At 74.0% G+C, this 18,234-nt stretch carries 15 protein-coding genes; 9 read left to right on the top strand and 6 right to left on the bottom strand.

From position 1 onward, the window contains the following. The first annotated feature begins 9 nt into the window (after nucleotides 1-9). On the top strand, nucleotides 10-1,401 hold the full coding sequence (locus JUB12_RS11905; protein WP_205695624.1) for a class II 3-deoxy-7-phosphoheptulonate synthase: 1,392 nt from the start codon (nucleotides 10-12) through the stop codon (nucleotides 1,399-1,401). On the opposite strand, the gene JUB12_RS11910 is transcribed toward JUB12_RS11905, so the two are convergent. Beyond that, on the bottom strand, nucleotides 1,398-2,630 hold the full coding sequence (locus tag JUB12_RS11910; protein WP_205695625.1) for a CdaR family transcriptional regulator: 1,233 nt from the start codon (nucleotides 2,628-2,630) through the stop codon (nucleotides 1,398-1,400). The two genes, JUB12_RS11905 and JUB12_RS11910, sit on opposite strands and share 4 nt — an antisense overlap. A 91-nt stretch (nucleotides 2,631-2,721) precedes the next feature. Here JUB12_RS11910 and JUB12_RS11915 point away from each other — a divergent pair, with 91 nt between their 5' ends. The 3 genes from JUB12_RS11915 to JUB12_RS11925 all read left to right on the top strand — a co-directional run bounded on the left by JUB12_RS11915 (nucleotide 2,722) and on the right by JUB12_RS11925 (nucleotide 7,805). Beyond that, a complete protein-coding gene (locus tag JUB12_RS11915; protein ID WP_205695626.1) occupies nucleotides 2,722-3,987 on the top strand; it encodes a cytochrome P450 in 1,266 nt (421 codons plus the stop codon). 17 nt (nucleotides 3,988-4,004) lie between these two features. Then, a complete protein-coding gene (locus JUB12_RS11920) occupies nucleotides 4,005-5,471 on the top strand; it encodes an aldehyde dehydrogenase family protein (protein ID WP_205695627.1) in 1,467 nt (488 codons plus the stop codon). A 63-nt stretch (nucleotides 5,472-5,534) separates the two neighbouring features. Continuing rightward, the gene (locus JUB12_RS11925) at nucleotides 5,535-7,805 is read left to right on the top strand and encodes a CocE/NonD family hydrolase (RefSeq protein WP_205695628.1); all 2,271 of its coding nucleotides are present in this window, start codon (nucleotides 5,535-5,537) and stop codon (nucleotides 7,803-7,805) included. Here JUB12_RS11925 and JUB12_RS11930 read toward each other — a convergent pair. Next, complete coding sequence (locus JUB12_RS11930; RefSeq protein WP_205695629.1) at nucleotides 7,795-9,618, bottom strand: PKD domain-containing protein; 1,824 nt, start codon at nucleotides 9,616-9,618, stop codon at nucleotides 7,795-7,797. The two genes, JUB12_RS11925 and JUB12_RS11930, sit on opposite strands and share 11 nt — an antisense overlap. Before the next feature lie 138 nt (nucleotides 9,619-9,756). Between JUB12_RS11930 and JUB12_RS11935 the strand changes: the two genes are divergently transcribed. Both JUB12_RS11935 and JUB12_RS11940 read left to right on the top strand, forming a co-directional pair. Further along, nucleotides 9,757-10,236, top strand: a complete 480-nt coding sequence (locus tag JUB12_RS11935) for a DUF2975 domain-containing protein (RefSeq protein ID WP_205695630.1) — start codon at nucleotides 9,757-9,759, stop codon at nucleotides 10,234-10,236. After that, nucleotides 10,236-10,484 (top strand): helix-turn-helix transcriptional regulator, encoded by a 249-nt coding sequence (locus JUB12_RS11940; RefSeq protein WP_205695631.1) that lies wholly within the window; start codon nucleotides 10,236-10,238, stop codon nucleotides 10,482-10,484. Before JUB12_RS11935 ends, JUB12_RS11940 begins: the two co-directional genes overlap by 1 nt. Here the strand turns inward: JUB12_RS11940 and JUB12_RS11945 are convergent. Continuing rightward, nucleotides 10,481-11,878: an FAD-dependent monooxygenase gene (locus JUB12_RS11945; RefSeq protein ID WP_205695632.1), complete on the bottom strand. Its 1,398-nt coding sequence runs from the start codon at nucleotides 11,876-11,878 to the stop codon at nucleotides 10,481-10,483. The genes JUB12_RS11940 and JUB12_RS11945 overlap by 4 nt on opposite strands. Next, entirely contained in the window at nucleotides 11,875-13,107 is a 1,233-nt protein-coding gene (locus JUB12_RS11950; RefSeq protein ID WP_371822333.1) for a glycosyltransferase, read from the bottom strand. The genes JUB12_RS11945 and JUB12_RS11950 overlap by 4 nt, the downstream gene beginning before the upstream one ends. 201 nt (nucleotides 13,108-13,308) lie before the next feature. Between JUB12_RS11950 and JUB12_RS11955 the strand changes: the two genes are divergently transcribed. After that, nucleotides 13,309-14,385, top strand: coding sequence for an NAD(P)-dependent alcohol dehydrogenase (locus JUB12_RS11955; protein ID WP_205695634.1), 1,077 nt, complete (start codon nucleotides 13,309-13,311; stop codon nucleotides 14,383-14,385). A gap of 6 nt (nucleotides 14,386-14,391) precedes the next feature. Here JUB12_RS11955 and JUB12_RS11960 read toward each other — a convergent pair whose 3' ends face one another. Beyond that, nucleotides 14,392-15,105 (bottom strand): plastocyanin/azurin family copper-binding protein, encoded by a 714-nt coding sequence (locus JUB12_RS11960; RefSeq protein ID WP_205695635.1) that lies wholly within the window; start codon nucleotides 15,103-15,105, stop codon nucleotides 14,392-14,394. A 25-nt stretch (nucleotides 15,106-15,130) separates the two neighbouring features. Here JUB12_RS11960 and JUB12_RS11965 point away from each other — a divergent pair, with 25 nt between their 5' ends. After that, on the top strand, nucleotides 15,131-15,427 hold the full coding sequence (locus JUB12_RS11965; protein ID WP_205695636.1) for a hypothetical protein: 297 nt from the start codon (nucleotides 15,131-15,133) through the stop codon (nucleotides 15,425-15,427). Continuing rightward, on the top strand, nucleotides 15,424-16,347 hold the full coding sequence (locus JUB12_RS11970) for a glycoside hydrolase (protein WP_205695637.1): 924 nt from the start codon (nucleotides 15,424-15,426) through the stop codon (nucleotides 16,345-16,347). Before JUB12_RS11965 ends, JUB12_RS11970 begins: the two co-directional genes overlap by 4 nt. A gap of 189 nt (nucleotides 16,348-16,536) precedes the next feature. Here the strand turns inward: JUB12_RS11970 and JUB12_RS11975 are convergent, their stop codons facing one another. After that, the gene (locus JUB12_RS11975) at nucleotides 16,537-18,198 is read right to left on the bottom strand and encodes a methylmalonyl-CoA mutase (protein WP_205695638.1); all 1,662 of its coding nucleotides are present in this window, start codon (nucleotides 18,196-18,198) and stop codon (nucleotides 16,537-16,539) included. Nucleotides 18,199-18,234: the final 36 nt, after the last annotated feature.

An 18,234-nucleotide genomic window follows, 5' to 3' on the forward strand; every position in this document is an offset into this window, starting at 1 on the left:
TTCGTCGCGATGTCGTGGACGATCGACGTGCCGGACGCCGGCGCCCTGAGCCCCTCGCCGCTGCCCACCCCGGCCGCCGCGGCCATCGACGACGCCGTCTCGCGGCCCGCGAAGCAGCAGCCCGCCTGGCCCGACGCCGACCAGGTGGCGCGCGTGCGCGGGGTGCTCGAGCACGTGCCGCCGATCGCCGTCCCGGTCGAGGTGGACATGCTCCAGGCGCGCCTGGCGGCGGTCGCGCGCGGCGAGGCGTTCCTGCTCCAGGGCGGCGACTGCGCCGAGACCTTCGCCGACAACACCGAGGAGCACCTGCGCGGCACGATCCGCACGCTGCTGCAGATGGCGATCGTCCTGACCTACGGGACGTCGATGCCGGTCGTGAAGGTCGGGCGCATCGCCGGCCAGTACGCCAAGCCCCGCAGCGCCGACGTCGACGCGGCGGGCCTGCCGTCCTACCGCGGCGACATGGTCAACGCGCTCGAGCCAGATCCCGTCGGGCGCATCCCCGACCCGGGCCGCCTCATCCGCGCCTACGCCAACGCCGCCGCGGCGATGAACCTCTCCCGCGCGATCACGGGTGCCGGCCTCGCCGACCTCCACCACCTCCACGAGTGGAACATGGACTTCGTCCGCCAGTCGAGCGCGGGCGAGCGCTACGAGCGCGTGGCCAACGAGATCGACCGCTCGCTGCGCTTCATGTCGGCCTGCGGCGTGGACGACAGCTCGCTGCGCACCGTCGAGCTCTACGCCAGCCACGAGATGCTCGTCCTGGACTACGAGCGCTCGCTCGTGCGCGCCGAGGGCGACAAGCTCTACGGCCTCTCCGCGCACCAGCTGTGGATCGGCGACCGCACGCGCCAGCTCGACGGCGCGCACGTCGCCTTCGCGGCGCTGCTGGCCAACCCGATCGGCGTGAAGATCGGCCCGAAGGTCGCGCCCGAGGAGGTCGTCGAGCTCGTCGGCCGTCTCGACCCGCACCGCGTCGACGGCCGCGTGACCCTCGTCTCGCGGATGGGCAACGAGCAGGTGCGCGACCGCCTCCCGGCGATCGTCGACGCGGTCACCCGCGCGGGCCACCGGGTCGTGTGGCAGTGCGACCCGATGCACGGCAACACCGAGGAGTCGCCCAGCGGCCACAAGACCCGGCACTTCGACCGGATCATGGACGAGGTCGAGGGCTTCTTCGAGGTCCACGGCCGCCTCGGCACGCACCCCGGCGGCATCCACGTCGAGCACACCGGCGAGGACGTCACCGAGTGCCTCGGCGGTGCGCAGATGATCTCCCACGACGAGCTCGGCTCCCGCTACGACACGGCGTGCGACCCCCGCCTGAACACGCAGCAGTCGCTCGAGCTCGCGTTCCTCGTCGTGGAGATGCTGCGCCGGACGACCGGGATCGCCTAGCCGCGCAGCAGGCGCAGGGCGAGCTCGAGCTCGAGGCGGCGGTCCGCGAAGGCCGCCCAGTCGCCGGCGTGGCCGCGCAGCGCGGGCAGCTGCTCCTCGAGCGCGCGCACGCGGTAGGCCACGGTGTTGCGGTGCACCCCGAGGTGGTCGGCGGTGCGCGACGGGCTCATCCCCGAGGCGAGGTAGGCCTCGAGCGTGTGGCGGGCGCGGGCCCCGGCCGGCGTGGGATCGGCCAGCGGGCCGAGGACGCGGCGCACGAAGCGGGTGCTCGCGTCGGGGTCCCGGGACAGCAGGGTGACGAGCTCGAGCTCCTCGAAGGCCGCGACGCGGCCGGCGCCGCCACCGTGGTCGCGCACCGCGGCACCGGTCCGCACGGCGTCCTCGTGGGCGGCGACGAACCCGTCGACGCCGCGGTGCGCGCCGGACATCGCGGCGGCGACGCCGGCGGGCAGCGCCGCGCCGCGCAGCGGCTGGGCCTCCAGCGTCCCGGCCGTGCTGAGCCAGGCGTAGAGGCGGTGGCGGGCGGCCATCGTGAGCACGCGCGGCCCGCCCGCGAGCGCCGTGAGGTCGTGGAGCGCCGCGTGCAGCGCCTCCTCCGGCAGGGCGTCGTCCACCCGCCACAGCACGAGGCCGACGTGGTGGCCCGTGAGCGGGTGGTCGAGCGTGCGCGCGGCGGCGTCGGTGTCCAGCGCGTCGCCCGCGAGCAGCGCCCGGATGAGGTGGGCCTTGCGGCCGTCGGGGCTGCTCTCGAGCGCCCGGCGCTCGAGCTCGTAGGACGCGCGGACCTCGACCGCCGCGGTGTCGATGTAGGCGAGCAGCAGGTCGCCCAGGCGGCGCGTGGCGCGCGCCAGCAGATGCGCCGGCGCCGCCGTCTCCAGGCGCTCCTGCCACCACGCCGCGGCCAGTCCCTGGGCGCCGCGGTAGGCCTCCAGCAGCGAGACGAGCGGGATGCCGTGCTGGATCGTCGACTGCAGCAGGTCGCCCGCCTCGTGGGGCAGGACCATCGTGCGCAGCTCGCCGGGGGCGTCGGCCAGCACCTCGCCGAAGCGCACGACGTTCGCGCGCACCGCCGCCGCCATGTCGTAGGCGACGTCCTCGTCGGCGAAGAACTCCGGGACCGTCCCGCGGAGGCGGTCGAGGATCCGGTCGCTGAGGTCGGGCAGCTCGTCGACGCGCGCGCCCGCGACGTCGCGGAGCAGGCGGTCGACCGGAGCGTGGGTGGCGGCCATGGACGGATGCGGTGGATGCACAACGGCGCCCGCGCCTCTGCGGCGTCTTGCACAAGACGCGCCGTCGCGCCGACCCTAGCTTCGCCCCGCCATGACCGCCACCCGCTTCTCGCCCTTCGAGACCCACCTCGGTGACCTCGACACCTTCGCCGACGGTCCGCCGCACGCGCTCTTCGCCCGCATGCGCGAGGAGGCGCCGGTGATGTGGACGCGCGCGCCCGACGACTTCCCCGAGGCCGACCAGCCCGGCTTCTGGTCGGTCACCCGCGCCGAGCACGTCACCCAGGTCGGCAAGGACCCGGCGACCTTCTCCTCCTGGCTCGGGGGCTTTGCGATGCGCTCGGACGAGGTCGGCTCGCTCGAGGTCGCCCGCAGCGTGATGATCGGCAAGGACGGCGACGAGCACGCGCGGATGCGCGGCACGGTGAGCAAGGCCTTCACGCCGTGGCGCGTGCGCGACCTCGAGCCCGTCATCCGCGAGCGCACCCGGGCGCTCATCGACGCGGTGCTCGACGCGGGCGAGTGCGACGTGTGCACCGACCTCGCCGGGCCGCTGGCCAACGCGACGATGAGCGACCTGCTCGGCGTGCCGGAGGCCGACCGGCCGCAGATCAACCGCTGGACCGACGCGTTCCTGGCCCGCCACGACGAGCTCGCGGGCGGCATGGCGGGCGACGAGGCGATGGCCGCGACGGCCGTCTACCTCGACGGCCTGCTGCGCGAGCGCGAGGCCCATCCGCAGGACGACCTCATCACCGCGCTGGGGCTGGCGACCTACGACGGCGAGCCGATGCCGCGCGAGGAGCAGATCGGCGTCTTCAGCCAGCTCTTCGCGGCGGGCATCGACTCGACGAAGGCGACGATGGCCAACGGCCTCAAGGCGCTGCTCGAGCACCCCCGCCAGCTCGCCCTGCTCCAGCGCGACCTGTCGCTGGTCCCGGCGGCGGTGGAGGAGGTGCTGCGCTGGAACCCGCCGTTCACGCACCAGCGGCGGACCGCGACGCGCGACACCGAGCTCGGCGGCCAGACGATCTTCGCCGGCGACTCCGTCGTCATGTGGCTGCAGTCCTCGAGCCGCGACCCGCGGGCCATCGACCGCCCCGACGTCTTCGACGTCACCCGCGGCGCCAAGGGCTGCCCGCACCACGCCTTCGGCGGCGGCGGGCGTCACTTCTGCCTCGGCGCGGGCCTCGCCCGCCTCGAGCTGACCGTCTTCTTCGAGGAGCTGCTGAGCCGCATGCGCGCCATCACGCTCACCGGCGACGTCGAGCGGATCCGGTCGTGCTTCGTCGACGGCCTCAAGCGCATGCCGATCGCCTTCGTCCCCGTCCCCCGCCGCGACGCCGTCGCCGCCTAGCCCGAGAGAGGCCGACCATGTCCCTCGCCACCTCCACCATCGTCGACCGCGACCAGGCGGCCGCGTCCGACGCGCCCGCGATCGAGCGCCTGCAGGAGAGCCTCGCGCTCCAGCGGGCGGCGTTCCGCAAGGACCCGATCCCCACCAAGGCGCAGCGCGTCGAGCACCTCCAGGCGCTCGCCGGCATGCTCGTCGCCAACCGTGCGCGCATCGAGGCCGCGGTCGCCGAGGACTTCGGTGCGCATCCCGCGCTGTTCTGCGACCTGCTCGAGGTCCTCGGACCGGCGGGCCGCGCCGTCGCCGCCATCGAGGCGCTCGATGACTGGATGGCCGCCGAGCAGCGCGCCGCCGACCCGGCCCTGTGGGGCGACGCGCGCGTCGAGATGCGCCTCGAGCCCAAGGGCGTCATCGGCAACATGGCGCCGTGGAACTTCCCGTTCGAGATCGGGTGCGGTCCGGTGGTCGAGATGCTCGCCGCGGGCAACCGCGTCGTGGTCAAGCCCTCGGACCTCACGCCGGCCTGCGCGGCGCTGCTCGAGGAGCTCGTCGCCCAGACCTTCGACCGCGATCGGGTCACGACCGCCGTCGGCGGCCTCGAGCTGGCGCGCGCGTTCACCCGCCAGCCGTGGGACCACCTGATGTACACCGGCAGCCCCGGCGTCGGGCGCGAGGTCATGCGGGCCGCGGCCGAACACCTCGTGCCGGTCACGCTCGAGCTGGGCGGCAAGTGCCCGGCGGTGCTGACGGCGTCGGGCGTCACCCGCGAGGCGGTCGCGTCGATCCTCGGCACGAAGCTCGTCAAGAACGGCCAGATGTGCATCACCGTCGACCACGTCCTCGTCCCGCGTGACCGCCTGGAGGACCTCGTCGACCTGCTCGTCGGCTTCGCGCGCGACGTCCTCCCCGGCCACTCCACGACGGCCGACGCCGTCGGCCTCATCACCGACCGCCACCTCGCCCGCATCGAGGCGATGCTCGACGAGGCGCGCGAGGCCGGCGCGCGGATCGTCGAGCTCGAACCCGGCACCGGCGTCGATCGCGCCACGCGCCGCATGCCGCTGTCGCTCGTCGTCGACCCGCCCGCCGGCCTGCGCCTCATGCAGGAGGAGGTCTTCGGCCCGCTGCTGCCGGTCATCCCCTACGACGACCTCGACGAGGCGCTCGCCGCCATCGACGCCCAGGACCGCCCCCTCGGCCTCTACGTCTTCGGCGACGACGCCGAGGAGTGCGAGCACGTCGTGCGCACCGTGCGCTCGGGCGGCGCGTGCATCAACGGCTGTGCGCTGCAGGGCGCCGTCGCCTCCCTGGGCTTCGGCGGCAGCGGCACCAGCGGCATGGGCCGCCACCACGGCATCGAGGGCTTCCGCGAGTTCAGCACCGCCCGGGGCGTCGTGGTCCGCGGCACCCACGACGACACCGACGTCCTCTTCCCGCCCTACGGCGCGAAGGCGCAGGCGGTGGTGGACGCCGCGCTGGGCGGCTGAGGCCCGGCTGACCGCTGGTCGCGCGGCGTTGCCGTGCGACCAGCTTCCGGGGTAGCGTCAGCCATGGCGTCATGGGTCAAGGCCGGCGTCGCAGCGGTGCTCGCGGCGCTCCTCGTGCCGGTCGCGACCGCGCAGGCGTTCACCGCGCGCGGCAGCGTCGAGCAGGTCGCCGCGGAGGGGCTGGCCCCGGGGGTCTCGGTCGCGCTGGTCGACGGCGCCGGCCGGACCGTCGAGCAGCGGACGGCCAACGCGCTGGGCGCGACGCTCTTCCGCGGCGTCGAGCCGGGCCACGGCTACCGCGTGCGCGCGGGCGGCGAGGAGTCGGGCGCGCTGACCGTCCTGTCGACGGCCTCGGCGCCGCCGAGCACGAAGGTCTACGACCAGGCGATCCCGCCCGACGGCTACGGCTACCTCACGACGCGCGACGGGACGAAGCTCGCGTACTCGGTGCACCCGCCGACCGACGTCACGAACGTCCTCGGCGTCGACCTCCCGGGGCTGCCGGTCGCGGGGCCCTACCCGACGCTCATCGAGTACTCCGGCTACGCCTACGCGCGCCCGTCCGGGCCGGCGAGCGGCATCGCCACGCTCGCCAACCTCATGGGCTTCGCCGTCGTCGACGTGAACATGCGCGGCACGGGCTGCTCGGGCGGGGCGTTCGACTTCTTCGAGCCGCTGCAGGGCCTGGACGGCTACGACGTCATCGAGACCATCGCCCGCCAGCCGTGGGTCAAGGGCGGCAAGGTCGGGATGCTCGGCATCTCCTACGGCGGGATCTCGCAGCTGTTCACCGCCGCGACGCAGCCGCCGAGCCTCGCGGCGATCACGCCGCTGTCGGTGATCGACCAGACGCAGACGACGCTCTACCCCGGCGGCATCCTCAACACGGGCTTCGCCTTCAACTGGGCCAAGGAGCGCGCGAAGGAGGCGCTGCCCTCAGGGCCCGACGCCGGCCAGCCCTACGCCGCGGAGCGCATCGCGGGCGGCGACACGGTCTGCAAGGACAACCAGGCGCTGCACGCCGAGGCGATCGACCTCCTCAAGAAGGTCCGCGACAACGACCACTACGTCCCGGAGGTCGCCGACCCGCTGGCGCCGGTGACGTTCGTCGACCGCATCAAGGTGCCGACGTTCCTGGCCTGCCAGTCCACCGACGAGCAGACCGGCGGCCACTGCCCCACGCTGTTCTCCCGTCTCACGGGCACGAAGCGCAAGTGGTTCACCTTCACCAACGGCACGCACGTCGACTCGCTGGCGCCCGAGACGTTCAACCGCCTGCTCGACTTCCTCTCGATCTACGTCGCCGACCAGTCGCCCGCGGCGCGCAACCTCGTCCCGCGCACCGCCGCGGGCCTGGTCTACGACACGGCGATGGGCGTCTCGGGACTCACGCTGCCGCGCGACCCCATCCAGGAGGAGCCGAACTTCGCGGCGGCCAAGCAGCAGTTCGAGCGGCTCGACCCGGTGCGGATCCTCTTCGACAACGGCGCCGGCCGGGCGCCGGGCCAGCCCTACCCGGGCTTCGAGCGCAGCTTCCGCGGCTACCCCGTTCCGGGCACGACGGCGGGCCGCTGGTACCTCACCGCGGGCGGCGCGCTGCAGCCGCAGCGCGCCCGGGTGCCCCGCGCGGCGACGTTCACGTGGGACGCGCGGGCGCGGCCGCTGACGAACTTCACCGGCGACACGGGCGCCGGGACGGACGGCCTGTGGACCGCCACCCCGCCCTACCGGTGGGAGCAGGACCCGCCCGGCTCCGCGGCCGGCTTCCTGACCGCCCCGCTCGAGCGCGACACGCTCGTCGTGGGCGCCGGCGCGGTGAAGGCGTGGGTGCGCTCGTCGGCGCGCAGCGTCGACCTCCAGGCGACGATCAGCGAGGTGCGGCCCGACGGCAAGGAGGTCTTCGTCCAGGGCGGCTGGCTGCGCTCGCGCGCCCGCAAGCTCGACAAGGCCAAGAGCACGCCGCTGGCCCCCGTGCTGAGCCTGCGCAAGGCGGACGTCAAGGCGATGCCGAAGGGCAGGTACGTCCCGGTGACCATCCCGCTCTACCACCAGGCCCACGCCTACCGGGAGGGCTCGCGCATCCGCCTGCGGATCTCGGCGCCCAACGGCGACCAGCCGATCTGGGCCTTCGAGGAGACACTGCCCGCCGGCAAGGCGCGAGTCGCGGTGGGCGCCGGCGGGCGGATGACCTCCCGGCTGCTGCTGCCGGTCGTCCCGGGTGGCGCGCCGACCCCGCTGCCACCCTGCCCGGGCCTGCGCGGCGAGCCGTGCCGGGACCAGGTGCCGTTCGCCAACCGGACGGCGCGGGTGCGGGCGCGGGCGATCAGCGGGTGACGGTGAAGGCCAGCCGCACCGCGCTCGACGCGCGGCCGTCGGCGGTCGCGGTGAGCGTCGCGCGGTAGCGCCCAGGCGCGAGCCGCTTGCCCTTGACGCGGCCGCTGAAGCTCAGCTTCGCGCGGCCGGCGGCCAGCGTCTTGCGCGGCAGCGCCCCGACGCGCGACCAGCGCTTGCCGCGCCGCCGGTCGATCGTCACGGTGACGGCCGACGGGCGGCTGAGCGTGAAGCGGAACGCGAGGCCCTTCGCCGTTCGGCGGAAGCGCTTGCGGAAGGAGACCTTCGTCAGCGACGGCCGTGCCGGGACCGTCGTCGTCGGCGTTCCGGGCAGCGGCGTGGGGGGCGTCGAGCCGCCGGGCGCGGCCGCCACGGTCGTCGTCCCGCTCGCGCTCGCCGTCTGGCCCGTCGGGTCCTTGACCGTGACCTTCCAGGCGAAGCTGCCCGCCCTGGCGAAGGCGTGCGACGGCGCCGCGTCGGTGGACGTCGTCCCGTCGCCGAACTCCCATGCGTAGGTCAGCGGGTCGCCCGGGTCGGGGTCCGTGCCCGTCGCGGAGAAGCCGCCCGCCTGCCCGGCCGTGAGCGTCGCGGGGCCGCTGGCGCTCACCGCCGGGGCCCGGCGCTGGTACTCGTAGGCGCCGACGTCCATCGCGCCGTTGACCAAGCGCGCGAGGCCGTCGTTGTCGAGGCGGTCCGGCCATGGCGTGACGTTCGGCCCGACGGCCTCGACGAGCGGCGAGTCCCAGCGCAGGTGCAGGTCGTCGCCGCCGACGAAGCCGAACGTCGCCGGCAGCGGGAAGGACTCCGTGAGCGTGCCCGTGCCCGTCGAGATGATGGACGCCGCGTCGTAGGCCGAGCGGGTGAGCGTGAGGTTGGCCGCGGCGCCGGGCGACCCCTGGCGGGCGGCGGCGCGCTGGAAGCCGGTGATGATGGAGTTCTCGACCTCCATGGTGGCGGCGAAGCCGCTGGCGCCGTTGAACAGGCCCGCGCCCGTGGAGCTCGTGCCCGGCCCCACGAGCGTGAGGCCGGTGACGGAGGCGGTGGGCGAGGCGCTGGTCGTCTCGGTCGCGATGCCGACCCCGTTGTCGGCGGTCATGCGGATGACGCTGTCGCGCACCAGCGCGCTGCGACCCACGCGGATCCCGGTCGATCGGGCGCTGATGCGCAGCCGGTCGAGCAGCGTGCCCAGGCCGAAGTTCACGACCGCGACGTTGCCGCTGAGGTCGAGGTCGCGCATCACGCCGTTGGGACCCTGGACGTTGAGCGCGTTGCCCGAGCCGCCGGCCACGCTGCGCCCCGTGACCCACCGGGCGCTCGCCGCGCCGTTGGCGAAGAGCACGTTGTTGGTGAAGTTCCCGATGACCTGGTCGGGGTTGAGGACGTCGACGCGCTCGAGCTCGAGCCCGCCGGTGCCGCCGACGATGCCGTGGTGGTTGGCGCCCGGCGTCGCCCGGACGGTGAGGTCGCGCACGTGGGTGACGCCGGAGACGCCCGCCACGTCGAGCACCGCGCCGGAGGCCGCCGCGGTGTTCGTGACGACGGTCTTGTCGCGCCCCGCGCCCAGGATCGCCACGCCGCCGCTGAAGTCCGTCGAGCTGAAGGAGGCGGCGCCGGCGCTGTAGGTGGCGGCGCCGAGGAGGATCGTGTCGTCGCCGGCGTTGGACGCCGCGTCGTCGAGCGCGTGCTGCAGGGTCGCGGCAGGGGCGGTGTCGCACGTCGCCGGGGCGACGCAGAACGTCGCCGCGGAGGCGGACGCAACCGGCGTCGCCAGGCCGGCGACGAGCAGGAGCAGGGGCAGCCGACGGGCGCTGGACACGGGCGCATGCTCCGTGCGGGACCGTCCGCGCGCAAGTGCGACGTCTGTCCACGCGACGAACGGCGCGCCCTGCGACCGTCGGCGTCGACGGTCCGCCTGTCGATTGACATTCGATAGATGATGCGCGATCCTCGATGCATGGACATCGAGCGTCGTGCGGTCACCGCCCTCCGGGTCTTCCTGGTCGTCCTCTTCGGGATCCTCCTGCTCCTCCAGGTCATGTCACTGCCCGGCCAGTTCGCGCACATGGCCGAGGAGGAGCCCGACCTCGCCTACCTGCGCTGGCCGCTGACCGTCGTGACGATCTTCTGGGTCTTCTGCGCCCAGGTCGTCGTCGTGTCGACGTGGAAGCTCCTGGACCTCGTGCGCGCCGACCGGATCTTCAGCGACGCCTCGTGGACCTGGGTCGACGCGATCGTGCTCGCCATCGCGGCGGCGTGGACCACGTTCCTGGGCTTCTTCCTCTACGTCGGCTTCAAGGCCGACGACCCCGGCATGCCGCTGCTGCTGTTCCTCCTGCTCCTCGCCCTCAGCGTCGTGGGGCTGGTGATGCTCGTCATGCGCGCGCTGCTGCGACAGGCCACGAACCTCCGCACGGAGGTCGAGGCGGTCATCTGATGGCCATCGTGGTGCGCATCGACGTCGAGCTCGCCCGCCGCAAGATGAGCGTCGGCGAGTTCGCCGAGCGCGTCGGGATCTCGCCCGCGAACGTCGCGGTGCTGAAGAACGGCCGCGCGAAGGCCGTGCGCTTCAGCACCCTCGAGGCGATGTGCCGCGTGCTCGAGTGCCAGCCCGGCGACCTCCTCGAGTTCGTCGACCACGAGGACGAGGACGCGAGGATCGCCGCCGGCGCCGGCTCGGGCTAGGCCACCCACGCCACGTGGCCGTCAGGCCGGACGAGGACGGCCCCGGGCCCAAGGACCTCGCCGACCACCGGCAGCTCCCACGGGCCCTCCGCCCGCGCGGCGACGACCCGTGCGCGCTCGGGCCGCGGCGCGCCGTCGAGACCACCGCCCAGGTCGAGCAGCAGCGGCCGCGCGTCGTGCAGGAGCGCGAAGACCCGCGTGGGCTCGCCGCCCTCGGTGACGAGGTCGAGGTCCGGCATCCGCCGCCCCACGAGCGGGTGGTCGCCGCCGAGGTCGTAGCGGACGTCGAGCCCGCTGAGCTCGGCCGCCAGCCGCGTGCGTGACTCCTCGGCGTCGAGCAGGTCGACGACCTTCTCGCGCAGGGCGTCCATCCGGTCGTCGACGCGCTGCAGGGCCGTCAGCGCCATCGTCGTGCGCAGCACCCGCGCGCCGACGGGACGGCGCTCGGCCTCGTAGGTGTCCAGGAGCGCGTCGGGCGCGGTGCCGTGCACGACCTCGGCGAGCTTCCAGCCGAGGTTGACGGCGTCCTGCACGCCGGTCCCCAGCCCCTGGCCGCCGATCGGCGAGTGGATGTGCGCGGCGTCGCCGGCGAGGAGGACCCGCCGGTCGCGGTAGGCCGCGGCCTGCAGCGACGCGTCGGTGAAGCGCGAGACCCAGTCGGCGCGGCGCAGCCCGAAGTCGGTCCCGAAGACGGCGACGAGCTCGGCGCGCAGGTCCTCGAGCGTCGGCTGACCCCCGCGCGTGGGGTCGGGCTCGCGCACGACGACGCCGAAGCGCCCGTCGCCGAGCGGCCCGATCGCGTACGTGCCGTGCTCGTCGTGCTGGACGCCGAGCACCGGCTCGCCGGTCATCTCGACCTCGGCCTGGAGCATGCTCGTGGACGCGTCCCAGCCCTCGAACGCGATGCCGGCGGTCTTGCGCACGAGGCTGCGCGCGCCGTCGCAGCCGACGAGGTACCGCGCCCGCACCCGCTCGCCGTCGGCCAGGTCGACCGTCACGCCGTCGACGTCCTGGGCGAAGCCGGTGACCTCACGCCGGCGGTGCAGCGCGACCGGCAGCTCCTCCACCCATGCCCCGAGGATCGCCTCGATGCGGTCCTGGGTCAGCGCCAGCCCGTAGGGGTGGCGCGTCGGGAAGCCGGTGAGGTCGAGCCGCCGCCCGGCGAAGGCGACGATCTGCGCGCGCTCCCCCTCGGCGAGGAACCGGTCGGCGATGCCGCGCTGGTCCAGGACCTCGATCGTGCGCGCCTGCAGGCCGCGGGCCCGCGCGCTCTCGAGCTGCGTGCCGCCACGGCGCTCGAGCACGCCGACGTCCACGCCGGCCAGCGCGAGCTCGGCGGCGAGCACGTGCCCGGTCGGCCCGCCGCCGACCACCACCACCTCGTGCTCGATCACGCCGTCACCGCCAGCCGGTCGCGCTCGACGACGTCGACGAGCAGCCGCGCGGCGACCGCCGCCCCGTCCGTGCGGACGTGCGCCGCCACGGCGGCGGCGCGCTCACGCACCTCGGGCGCGAGCGCGACCTCCAGCGCCGCCGTGAGGGACGCGACGGTGGGCGCCGGGCCGTCGTGGGCGGCGCCGATGCCCAGGTCGGCGACGCGGCCGGCCCAGTAGGGCTGGTCGGCCGCCTGCGCGACGACGACCTGCGGGACGCCGGCGCGCGTCGCCGTGAGCGTCGTCCCCGCACCGCCGTGGTGGACCGCGGCGGCGACGCGGCCGAACAGCGCGGCCTGGTCGACCTCGCCCACGACGAGGACGTCGTCGCCCTCGACCGCCGTCAGGTCGGCCCAGCCGCGCAGCAGCACGGCGCGCCGGCCGTGGGCCCGGACCGCGGCGAGCGCGACCTGCGCCACGTCGGCGGCCGCGTGCATCGGCATGGAGCCGAAGCCGACGTAGACCGGCGGGTCGCCCGCGTCGAGGAACCGCTCGACCTCGGGCGCCAGCCTGCCGTCGCTCGGCGCGAACCACGCGCCCGTCTGCACGATCTCCAGGCCCGGCGTGGGGATCCACGGGTCGAGCACCGGGTCGCTGGCCAGCCACGGCCGGTCACCCAGCACGTAGCCGCGCACGTCGTCCACCGGCACGAGCCCGAGCGTCGCCCGGCTCGCGTTCAGGCCGTCGCGGAACAGGTCGTTGATCGCCTCGCGGTCGTGCCGCCACAGCACCCGGTGGTCGGTCTCGCCGGGCGGCAGCGGATGGCCCGGGTAGGCCAGCGGCCGCCGGTGGGCGGCGGGCAGCGTCAGCTGCTGGAAGGTCACCGACACCGCCGGCACACCGACCGCCTCGGCGACGCTCAGCGCGCCGGCCGCCGCCGGGACCATCCCGGTCGCCACGAGGGCGTCGGCGCCCTCGGCCACGGGGGCGATGGCCCGGACCTGATCCGCGACGATCTGCGCCGCCCGTTCGGGGATCGACGTCGGCGGCGGCGCGGCCCGCGTCAGCGCCCTAGCCGACGGTCCGACGCCGACCAGGGCGACGCCGATGCCCGCCAGGCGCTCCACGAAGTCCTCGTCGGGCGGCGCGCACACCTGCACCTCCGCGCCCATCGCCTGCAGCTCCACCGCCAGCCCGACCAGCGGCTCCACATCTCCTCGCGACCCGTAGGTCGACAGCACGACTCGCACGTTCAAGCTCCCATCGCTCGTAGGCCTGGACCCTTCGAGCGGGGCATGGTGAGGCACGGTGGGGGGCTTGAATCAAGCCCCCCACCCGGCCATAATCTGGACCCGGAGAGGAGAGCGGCGCCGTCTTGCGCCCCTTCGGCTCCAGGTCAGGCCGTCCCCGCGCAGCCCCAAGCGGACGCCGAGGTCCTACCTTCTGGTCCCATGACCGAGACCAGCACGCGCGCCCCCTCGGGCGAGACGACCAGCGCCCGCGCCGTCGGCGCCCATGCCGCCGACGCCCCGCTCGAGGCGCTCGAGGTCCAGCGCCGCGCCGTCGGGCCCAAGGACGTCCGCATCGACATCAGGTTCTGCGGCATCTGCCACTCGGACATCCACTTCACCCGCGGCGAGTGGGGCGACGTGCCCTACCCCGCCGTCCCGGGCCATGAGATCGCGGGCGTCGTCGCGGAGGTCGGCCGCGAGGTCACGAAGTTCGCGCCAGGCGACCGCGTCGGCGTCGGCTGCATGGTCGACTCGTGCCGGGAGTGCGAGAACTGCCAGGCCGGCGACGAGCAGTACTGCATCCCCGGCAACACCCAGACCTACGGCTCGACGGACCGCGACGGGACGATCACCTACGGCGGCTACTCCGACCACGTCGTCGTCGACGAGGACTTCGTCCTGCGCATCCCGGACGGCCTCGAGCTCGACGCCGCCGCGCCGCTCCTGTGCGCCGGCGTCACCACCTACTCGCCGCTGCGCCACTGGGAGGCCGGTCCGGGCACGCGCGTGGCCGTCGTCGGCCTCGGCGGCCTCGGCCACCTGGCGGTCAAGATCGCCAAGGCGATGGGCGCCGAGGTCATCGTCCTCTCGCAGTCGCTGCGCAAGAAGGACGACGGCCTGCGCCTCGGCGCCGACGGCTACTACGCCACGAGCGACAAGGCGACGTTCAAGGAGCTGCGCGGCTCGCTGGACCTGATCATCAACACCGTGAGCGCGGGCGTCGACATCGGGCGCATCCTGAACCTGCTCAAGAAGGACGGCACGCTCGTCAACGTCGGCGCGCCGCCCGAGCCGCTGCCGGTCCCGGCCTTCGGACTGATCATGCAGCGCCGCTCCTTCGCCGGGTCGCTCATCGGCTCCATCCGCGAGACCCAGGAGATGCTCGACTTCTGCGCCGAGCACGGGATCGCCGCGGAGATCGAGGTCATCCCGGCCTCGCAGGTCAACGAGGCGTGGGAGCGCGTCCTCAAGTCCGACGTCCGCTACCGCTTCGTCATCGACAGCTCGACGCTCTAGCGCCGCCTAGCGCACGAGGGTGACCGCCGCGCGCAGCGTCCGCGAGACGTTGTTCGCGGCGTCGATCGCCGAGACGGTCAGCCGGTAGCGCCCGCGGCGCAGGCGCTGGACGCCGAGCGTCGCGCGGTGGGTGCCGGCGGCGCGGTTCAGCGACCGGGTGAGGACGCGCTGGGCCGACCGGCCGGGGCGCAGGCGCTCGACCCCGAGCTCCACGTCGGCGCGCTCGTCGAGGCGGAAGCGGACGGCGAGCTTGGAGCGGGCGCGCCTGGTCACCCGCAGGCGGTCGACGACCGGGCGGGTGTCGTCGGCCGCGGGGGACGTGCTCGTGGGGTCGGTCGTCGTGCCGGCGCCGTCCGCCGCGGGTGTGACGACGACGGTCCCGCGCATGGTCGGGTGGACCTTGCAGAGGTAGCGGTAGGTGCCCGGGGTGCGGAAGACCCAGCTGTAGCCGCGCCCCTGCGGCGCCGGCCGGACGCCCTGCGGGTCGGAGTCGAAGGCCTCGGCCTGACCGGGCTCGGCGGTGACCGAGTGGTTGCGGTCCAGGCCGGTCCACGTCCACAGGACCTCCTCGTTGGCCGCGATGGTGACCGACGAGGGCGAGAAGGCGTAGCCGCGGATCTCCACCGGGGCGAAGTGGTGCGCGGGGGCGACGGTGGTGGCGACGAGCGCTCCGCCGGTGGCGACCGGGAGCGCGAGGAGCGAAGCGAGGCGGGTCCGCATGCGCATGCGCGACGATACGCGGCCGATGTCGCCGTCGCGCCTCCTGCTCCCCGTGGTCGTCGCCGCCGCCCTCGTCGCCGCGCCGGCCGCCGAGGCCACCCGCCCCGCCAAGGACTGCGGGACCGTGACGCTCGGCGTCAAGCGCTATCGCGTCAAGGAGGACGGCCCGGGGTGCCAGAACGCGCGGGCGGCGGCGTCGCGGTACCTGAAGAAGCGCGTCGCCCCGCGCGGGTGGACCTGCCAGCGGTTCCCCGACAAGCCGCGGCGCGTGCGCTTCACCTGCAACGCCGGCCAGCGGCTGTTCTTCGCCGTTCGCGTGTGAGGGGCGCGGCTGCCGCGCTCCTCGCGGCGCTGTCGCTCGCCGCGGCCGGGTGCGGCGACGACGCCGGCGGCACCGGCAGCGCAGGTGCGGCGCGGTCGTCGTCGCTGGTCGACACGCGCGCCGAGCGGCCGTGGGTCAACGCCTTCGACGTGCTGCCGCGCAGCGGCGACCTGCTGCTCGCGACGAACCGCGGGCTGTTCCGCATCGCCGCCAACGGGTCGTCGGTCCGGCGCGTGCGCGGGCGGGTCCGCGACGCGGCCGGGACGTCCCCGGTCGGGACGTTCCTCTTCCTGCGCGCGATCGGCGGGCGGACGCTGCTGGGCTCCGGCCACCCGGACGACGAACGCGCGCTGCCGCCCTACCTGGGCCTGATCCGCTCCGAGGACGAGGGGCGGTCCTGGACGGTGGTGTCGCGCCTCGCCGAGGCCGACCTGCACCAGGTCCGCCTCGCCGGCCGCGAGCTGTACGCCTTCGACGCCGCGACGTCGTCGATGCTGCGCTCGCAGGACGGCGGCCGCACGTTCCAGGACTCCGCGCCGCCCGAGCCGCTGCTCGTCGACTTCGTCGTCGACCCGGCCGATCGCGACGTCCTCGTCGCCTCCGGCGAGAACGGGCTCTACCGCTCGCAGGACGGCGGGCGCCGTTGGCGCCGCCTCGAGCGCGACGTCTCCCCGCGCCTGGCCTGGCCTTCCGCCGACCGGCTGCTGCGCGCGGACCGCGACGGCCGCGTCCGCCGATCGGGCGACGGCGGCCGCACCTGGCACGACCTCGGCCGCGTCGACGGCGAGCCCGTCGCCCTGGCGGTCGGCCGCGGCGGCGAGCTGCTCCTGGCCCTCACCGACGGCACGGTCCTCGCGTCGTCCGACGGCGGCGCGACGTTCGAGACGCGCTTCACGCCGCCGACGCGCACGCCGCGGTGAGAAGAAAGGGACAGGCCCCTTCTTCTCACGCCTCGCGCCACGAGGGCCAGAACCCGCTCAAGAGCAGGCTTTTTGCGCCGCGGGTGCCGGCGCGACCCGCAGGGCTTGAGGCGGGGTGGTGCGAAGAAAGGGACAGTCCCCTTCTTCTCACGCGCAGAGGATGGACAGCCCGACCGCGTTGGCGTCCTCCTAGAAGACGGGGGTCTCGGTGTAGTCGCCCCAGACGTCTTGGAGGGCGTGGACGATCTCGCCTTCGGTGGCGTGGGCGCGGGCGCAGTCCAGGAGGATGGGCATGAGGTTCTGGTCGGTGGCGGCGGCGGCCCGCAGCTGCGCCAGGACGTCGGTGACGGCCTGGGAGTCGCGGCGGCCGCGGACGGCTTTGACGCGGTCGATCTGCTTGCGCTCCAGCGCCGGGTCGATCCTGAGGATCTCGATGGGCTGCTCGTCGACGTGCTGGAAGCGGTTGACGCCGACGACGACCCGGGAGCCGGCGTCGATGCGGTGCTGGAGCTCGTAGGAGGCGTCGGCGATCTCGCGCTGGGGGTAGTTCTCCTTGACGGCCTGGACCATGCCGCCGAGCTCGTCGATGCGCCGGAAGTAGTCATAGGCCTGCGCCTCGAGCTGATCGGTCAACGCCTCCACGAAGTACGAGCCGCCCAGCGGATCGATCGTGTTCGTCACCCCGGTCTCATGCGCGATGACCTGCTGGGTGCGCAGCGCGATGCGCACCGCCTCCTCGGTGGGCAGCGCGAGCGCCTCGTCATAGGAGTTGGTGTGCAGCGACTGCGTCCCACCGAGCACGCCGGCCAGCGCTTCGATCGCGGTGCGGGTGATGTTGTTCAGCGGCTGCTGCGCGGTCAGCGACACCCCGGCGGTCTGGGTGTGAAAGCGCATCAACCACGACTTCGGGTTCTTGGCCCCGAACGTCTCCTTGAGCTCGCGGGCCCAGATCCGCCGCGCGGCGCGGTACTTGGCGATCTCCTCGAAGAAGTCGATCTGCGCGTTGAAGAAGAACGACAACCTGGGCGCGAAGTCATCGACGTCCAGGCCCCGCTCCACCGCCTGCTCCACGTACGTCAGGCCGTCCTTGAGGGTGAACGCGAGCTCCTGCGCCGCCGTCGAACCCGCCTCGCGGATGTGGTAGCCCGAGATCGAGATCGGATGCCAGCGGGGCATCTCCGTCGAGCACCACTGCACCATGTCGCCGAGCAGTCGCATCCCCGCATCGACCGGAAAGCACCACTCCTTCTGCGCGATGTACTCCTTGAGGATGTCGGCCTGGATCGTCCCCCCAAGACGATCCGCCGGCACCCCGGACTTCTCCGCCGCCACGACGTAGAACGCCATCGCGATCGCCGCCGGCGCGTTGATCGTCATCGACACCGACACCTCACCGAGATCGATCCCGGCGAACAGGTCCTGCATGTCATCCAGCGTGTCGACCGCCGTGCCCTCCCGCCCCACCTCACCCAGGCTGAGCGGCGAATCGCTGTCGTGGCCCATCAACGACGGCATGTCAAACGCCGTCGACAACCCCGTCTGCCCATGATCGAGCAGGTAGTGGAAGCGCTCGTTGGTCTCCTCCGCCGTCCCGAACCCCGCGAACTGCCTGACCGTCCACAACCGCCCCCGGTACATCGACGGATACACCCCACGCGTGAACGGAAACGCCCCCGGCAACCCGATCTGGTCGCGCTCCGGGAGATCAGCCTCCGTGTACAACGGCCGAACCTCCTCCCCGGAGAGCGTCAGGAACTCCGCGTCCTGACGCTCCGGGGTGAGGTCGTAGAGGGCCTGCCAGTCGTCGAACGTCTGGGGCTGGGAGGGCGGTGCAGCGGAATAGGCGGACATCAGACAGTCGGAAGGTCGCACATCGCGCGAGGCGGT

The organism is Conexibacter sp. SYSU D00693 (genome assembly GCF_017084525.1).
Classification (GTDB): domain Bacteria; phylum Actinomycetota; class Thermoleophilia; order Solirubrobacterales; family Solirubrobacteraceae; genus Baekduia.

Bases quoted from the DNA above. Each gene is read 5' to 3' on its own strand.
- JUB12_RS11905 (WP_205695624.1), top strand. From the start codon at position 10: ATGTCGTGGACGATCGACGTGCCGGACGCCGGCGCCCTGAGCCCCTCG.
- JUB12_RS11910 (WP_205695625.1), bottom strand. From the start codon at position 2,630: ATGGCCGCCACCCACGCTCCGGTCGACCGCCTGCTCCGCGACGTCGCG.
- JUB12_RS11915 (WP_205695626.1), top strand. From the start codon at position 2,722: ATGACCGCCACCCGCTTCTCGCCCTTCGAGACCCACCTCGGTGACCTC.
- JUB12_RS11920 (WP_205695627.1), top strand. From the start codon at position 4,005: ATGTCCCTCGCCACCTCCACCATCGTCGACCGCGACCAGGCGGCCGCG.
- JUB12_RS11925 (WP_205695628.1), top strand. From the start codon at position 5,535: ATGGCGTCATGGGTCAAGGCCGGCGTCGCAGCGGTGCTCGCGGCGCTC.
- JUB12_RS11935 (WP_205695630.1), top strand. From the start codon at position 9,757: ATGGACATCGAGCGTCGTGCGGTCACCGCCCTCCGGGTCTTCCTGGTC.
- JUB12_RS11940 (WP_205695631.1), top strand. From the start codon at position 10,236: ATGGCCATCGTGGTGCGCATCGACGTCGAGCTCGCCCGCCGCAAGATG.
- JUB12_RS11955 (WP_205695634.1), top strand. From the start codon at position 13,309: ATGACCGAGACCAGCACGCGCGCCCCCTCGGGCGAGACGACCAGCGCC.
- JUB12_RS11960 (WP_205695635.1), bottom strand. From the start codon at position 15,105: ATGCGGACCCGCCTCGCTTCGCTCCTCGCGCTCCCGGTCGCCACCGGC.
- JUB12_RS11965 (WP_205695636.1), top strand. From the start codon at position 15,131: ATGTCGCCGTCGCGCCTCCTGCTCCCCGTGGTCGTCGCCGCCGCCCTC.
- JUB12_RS11975 (WP_205695638.1), bottom strand. From the start codon at position 18,198: ATGTCCGCCTATTCCGCTGCACCGCCCTCCCAGCCCCAGACGTTCGAC.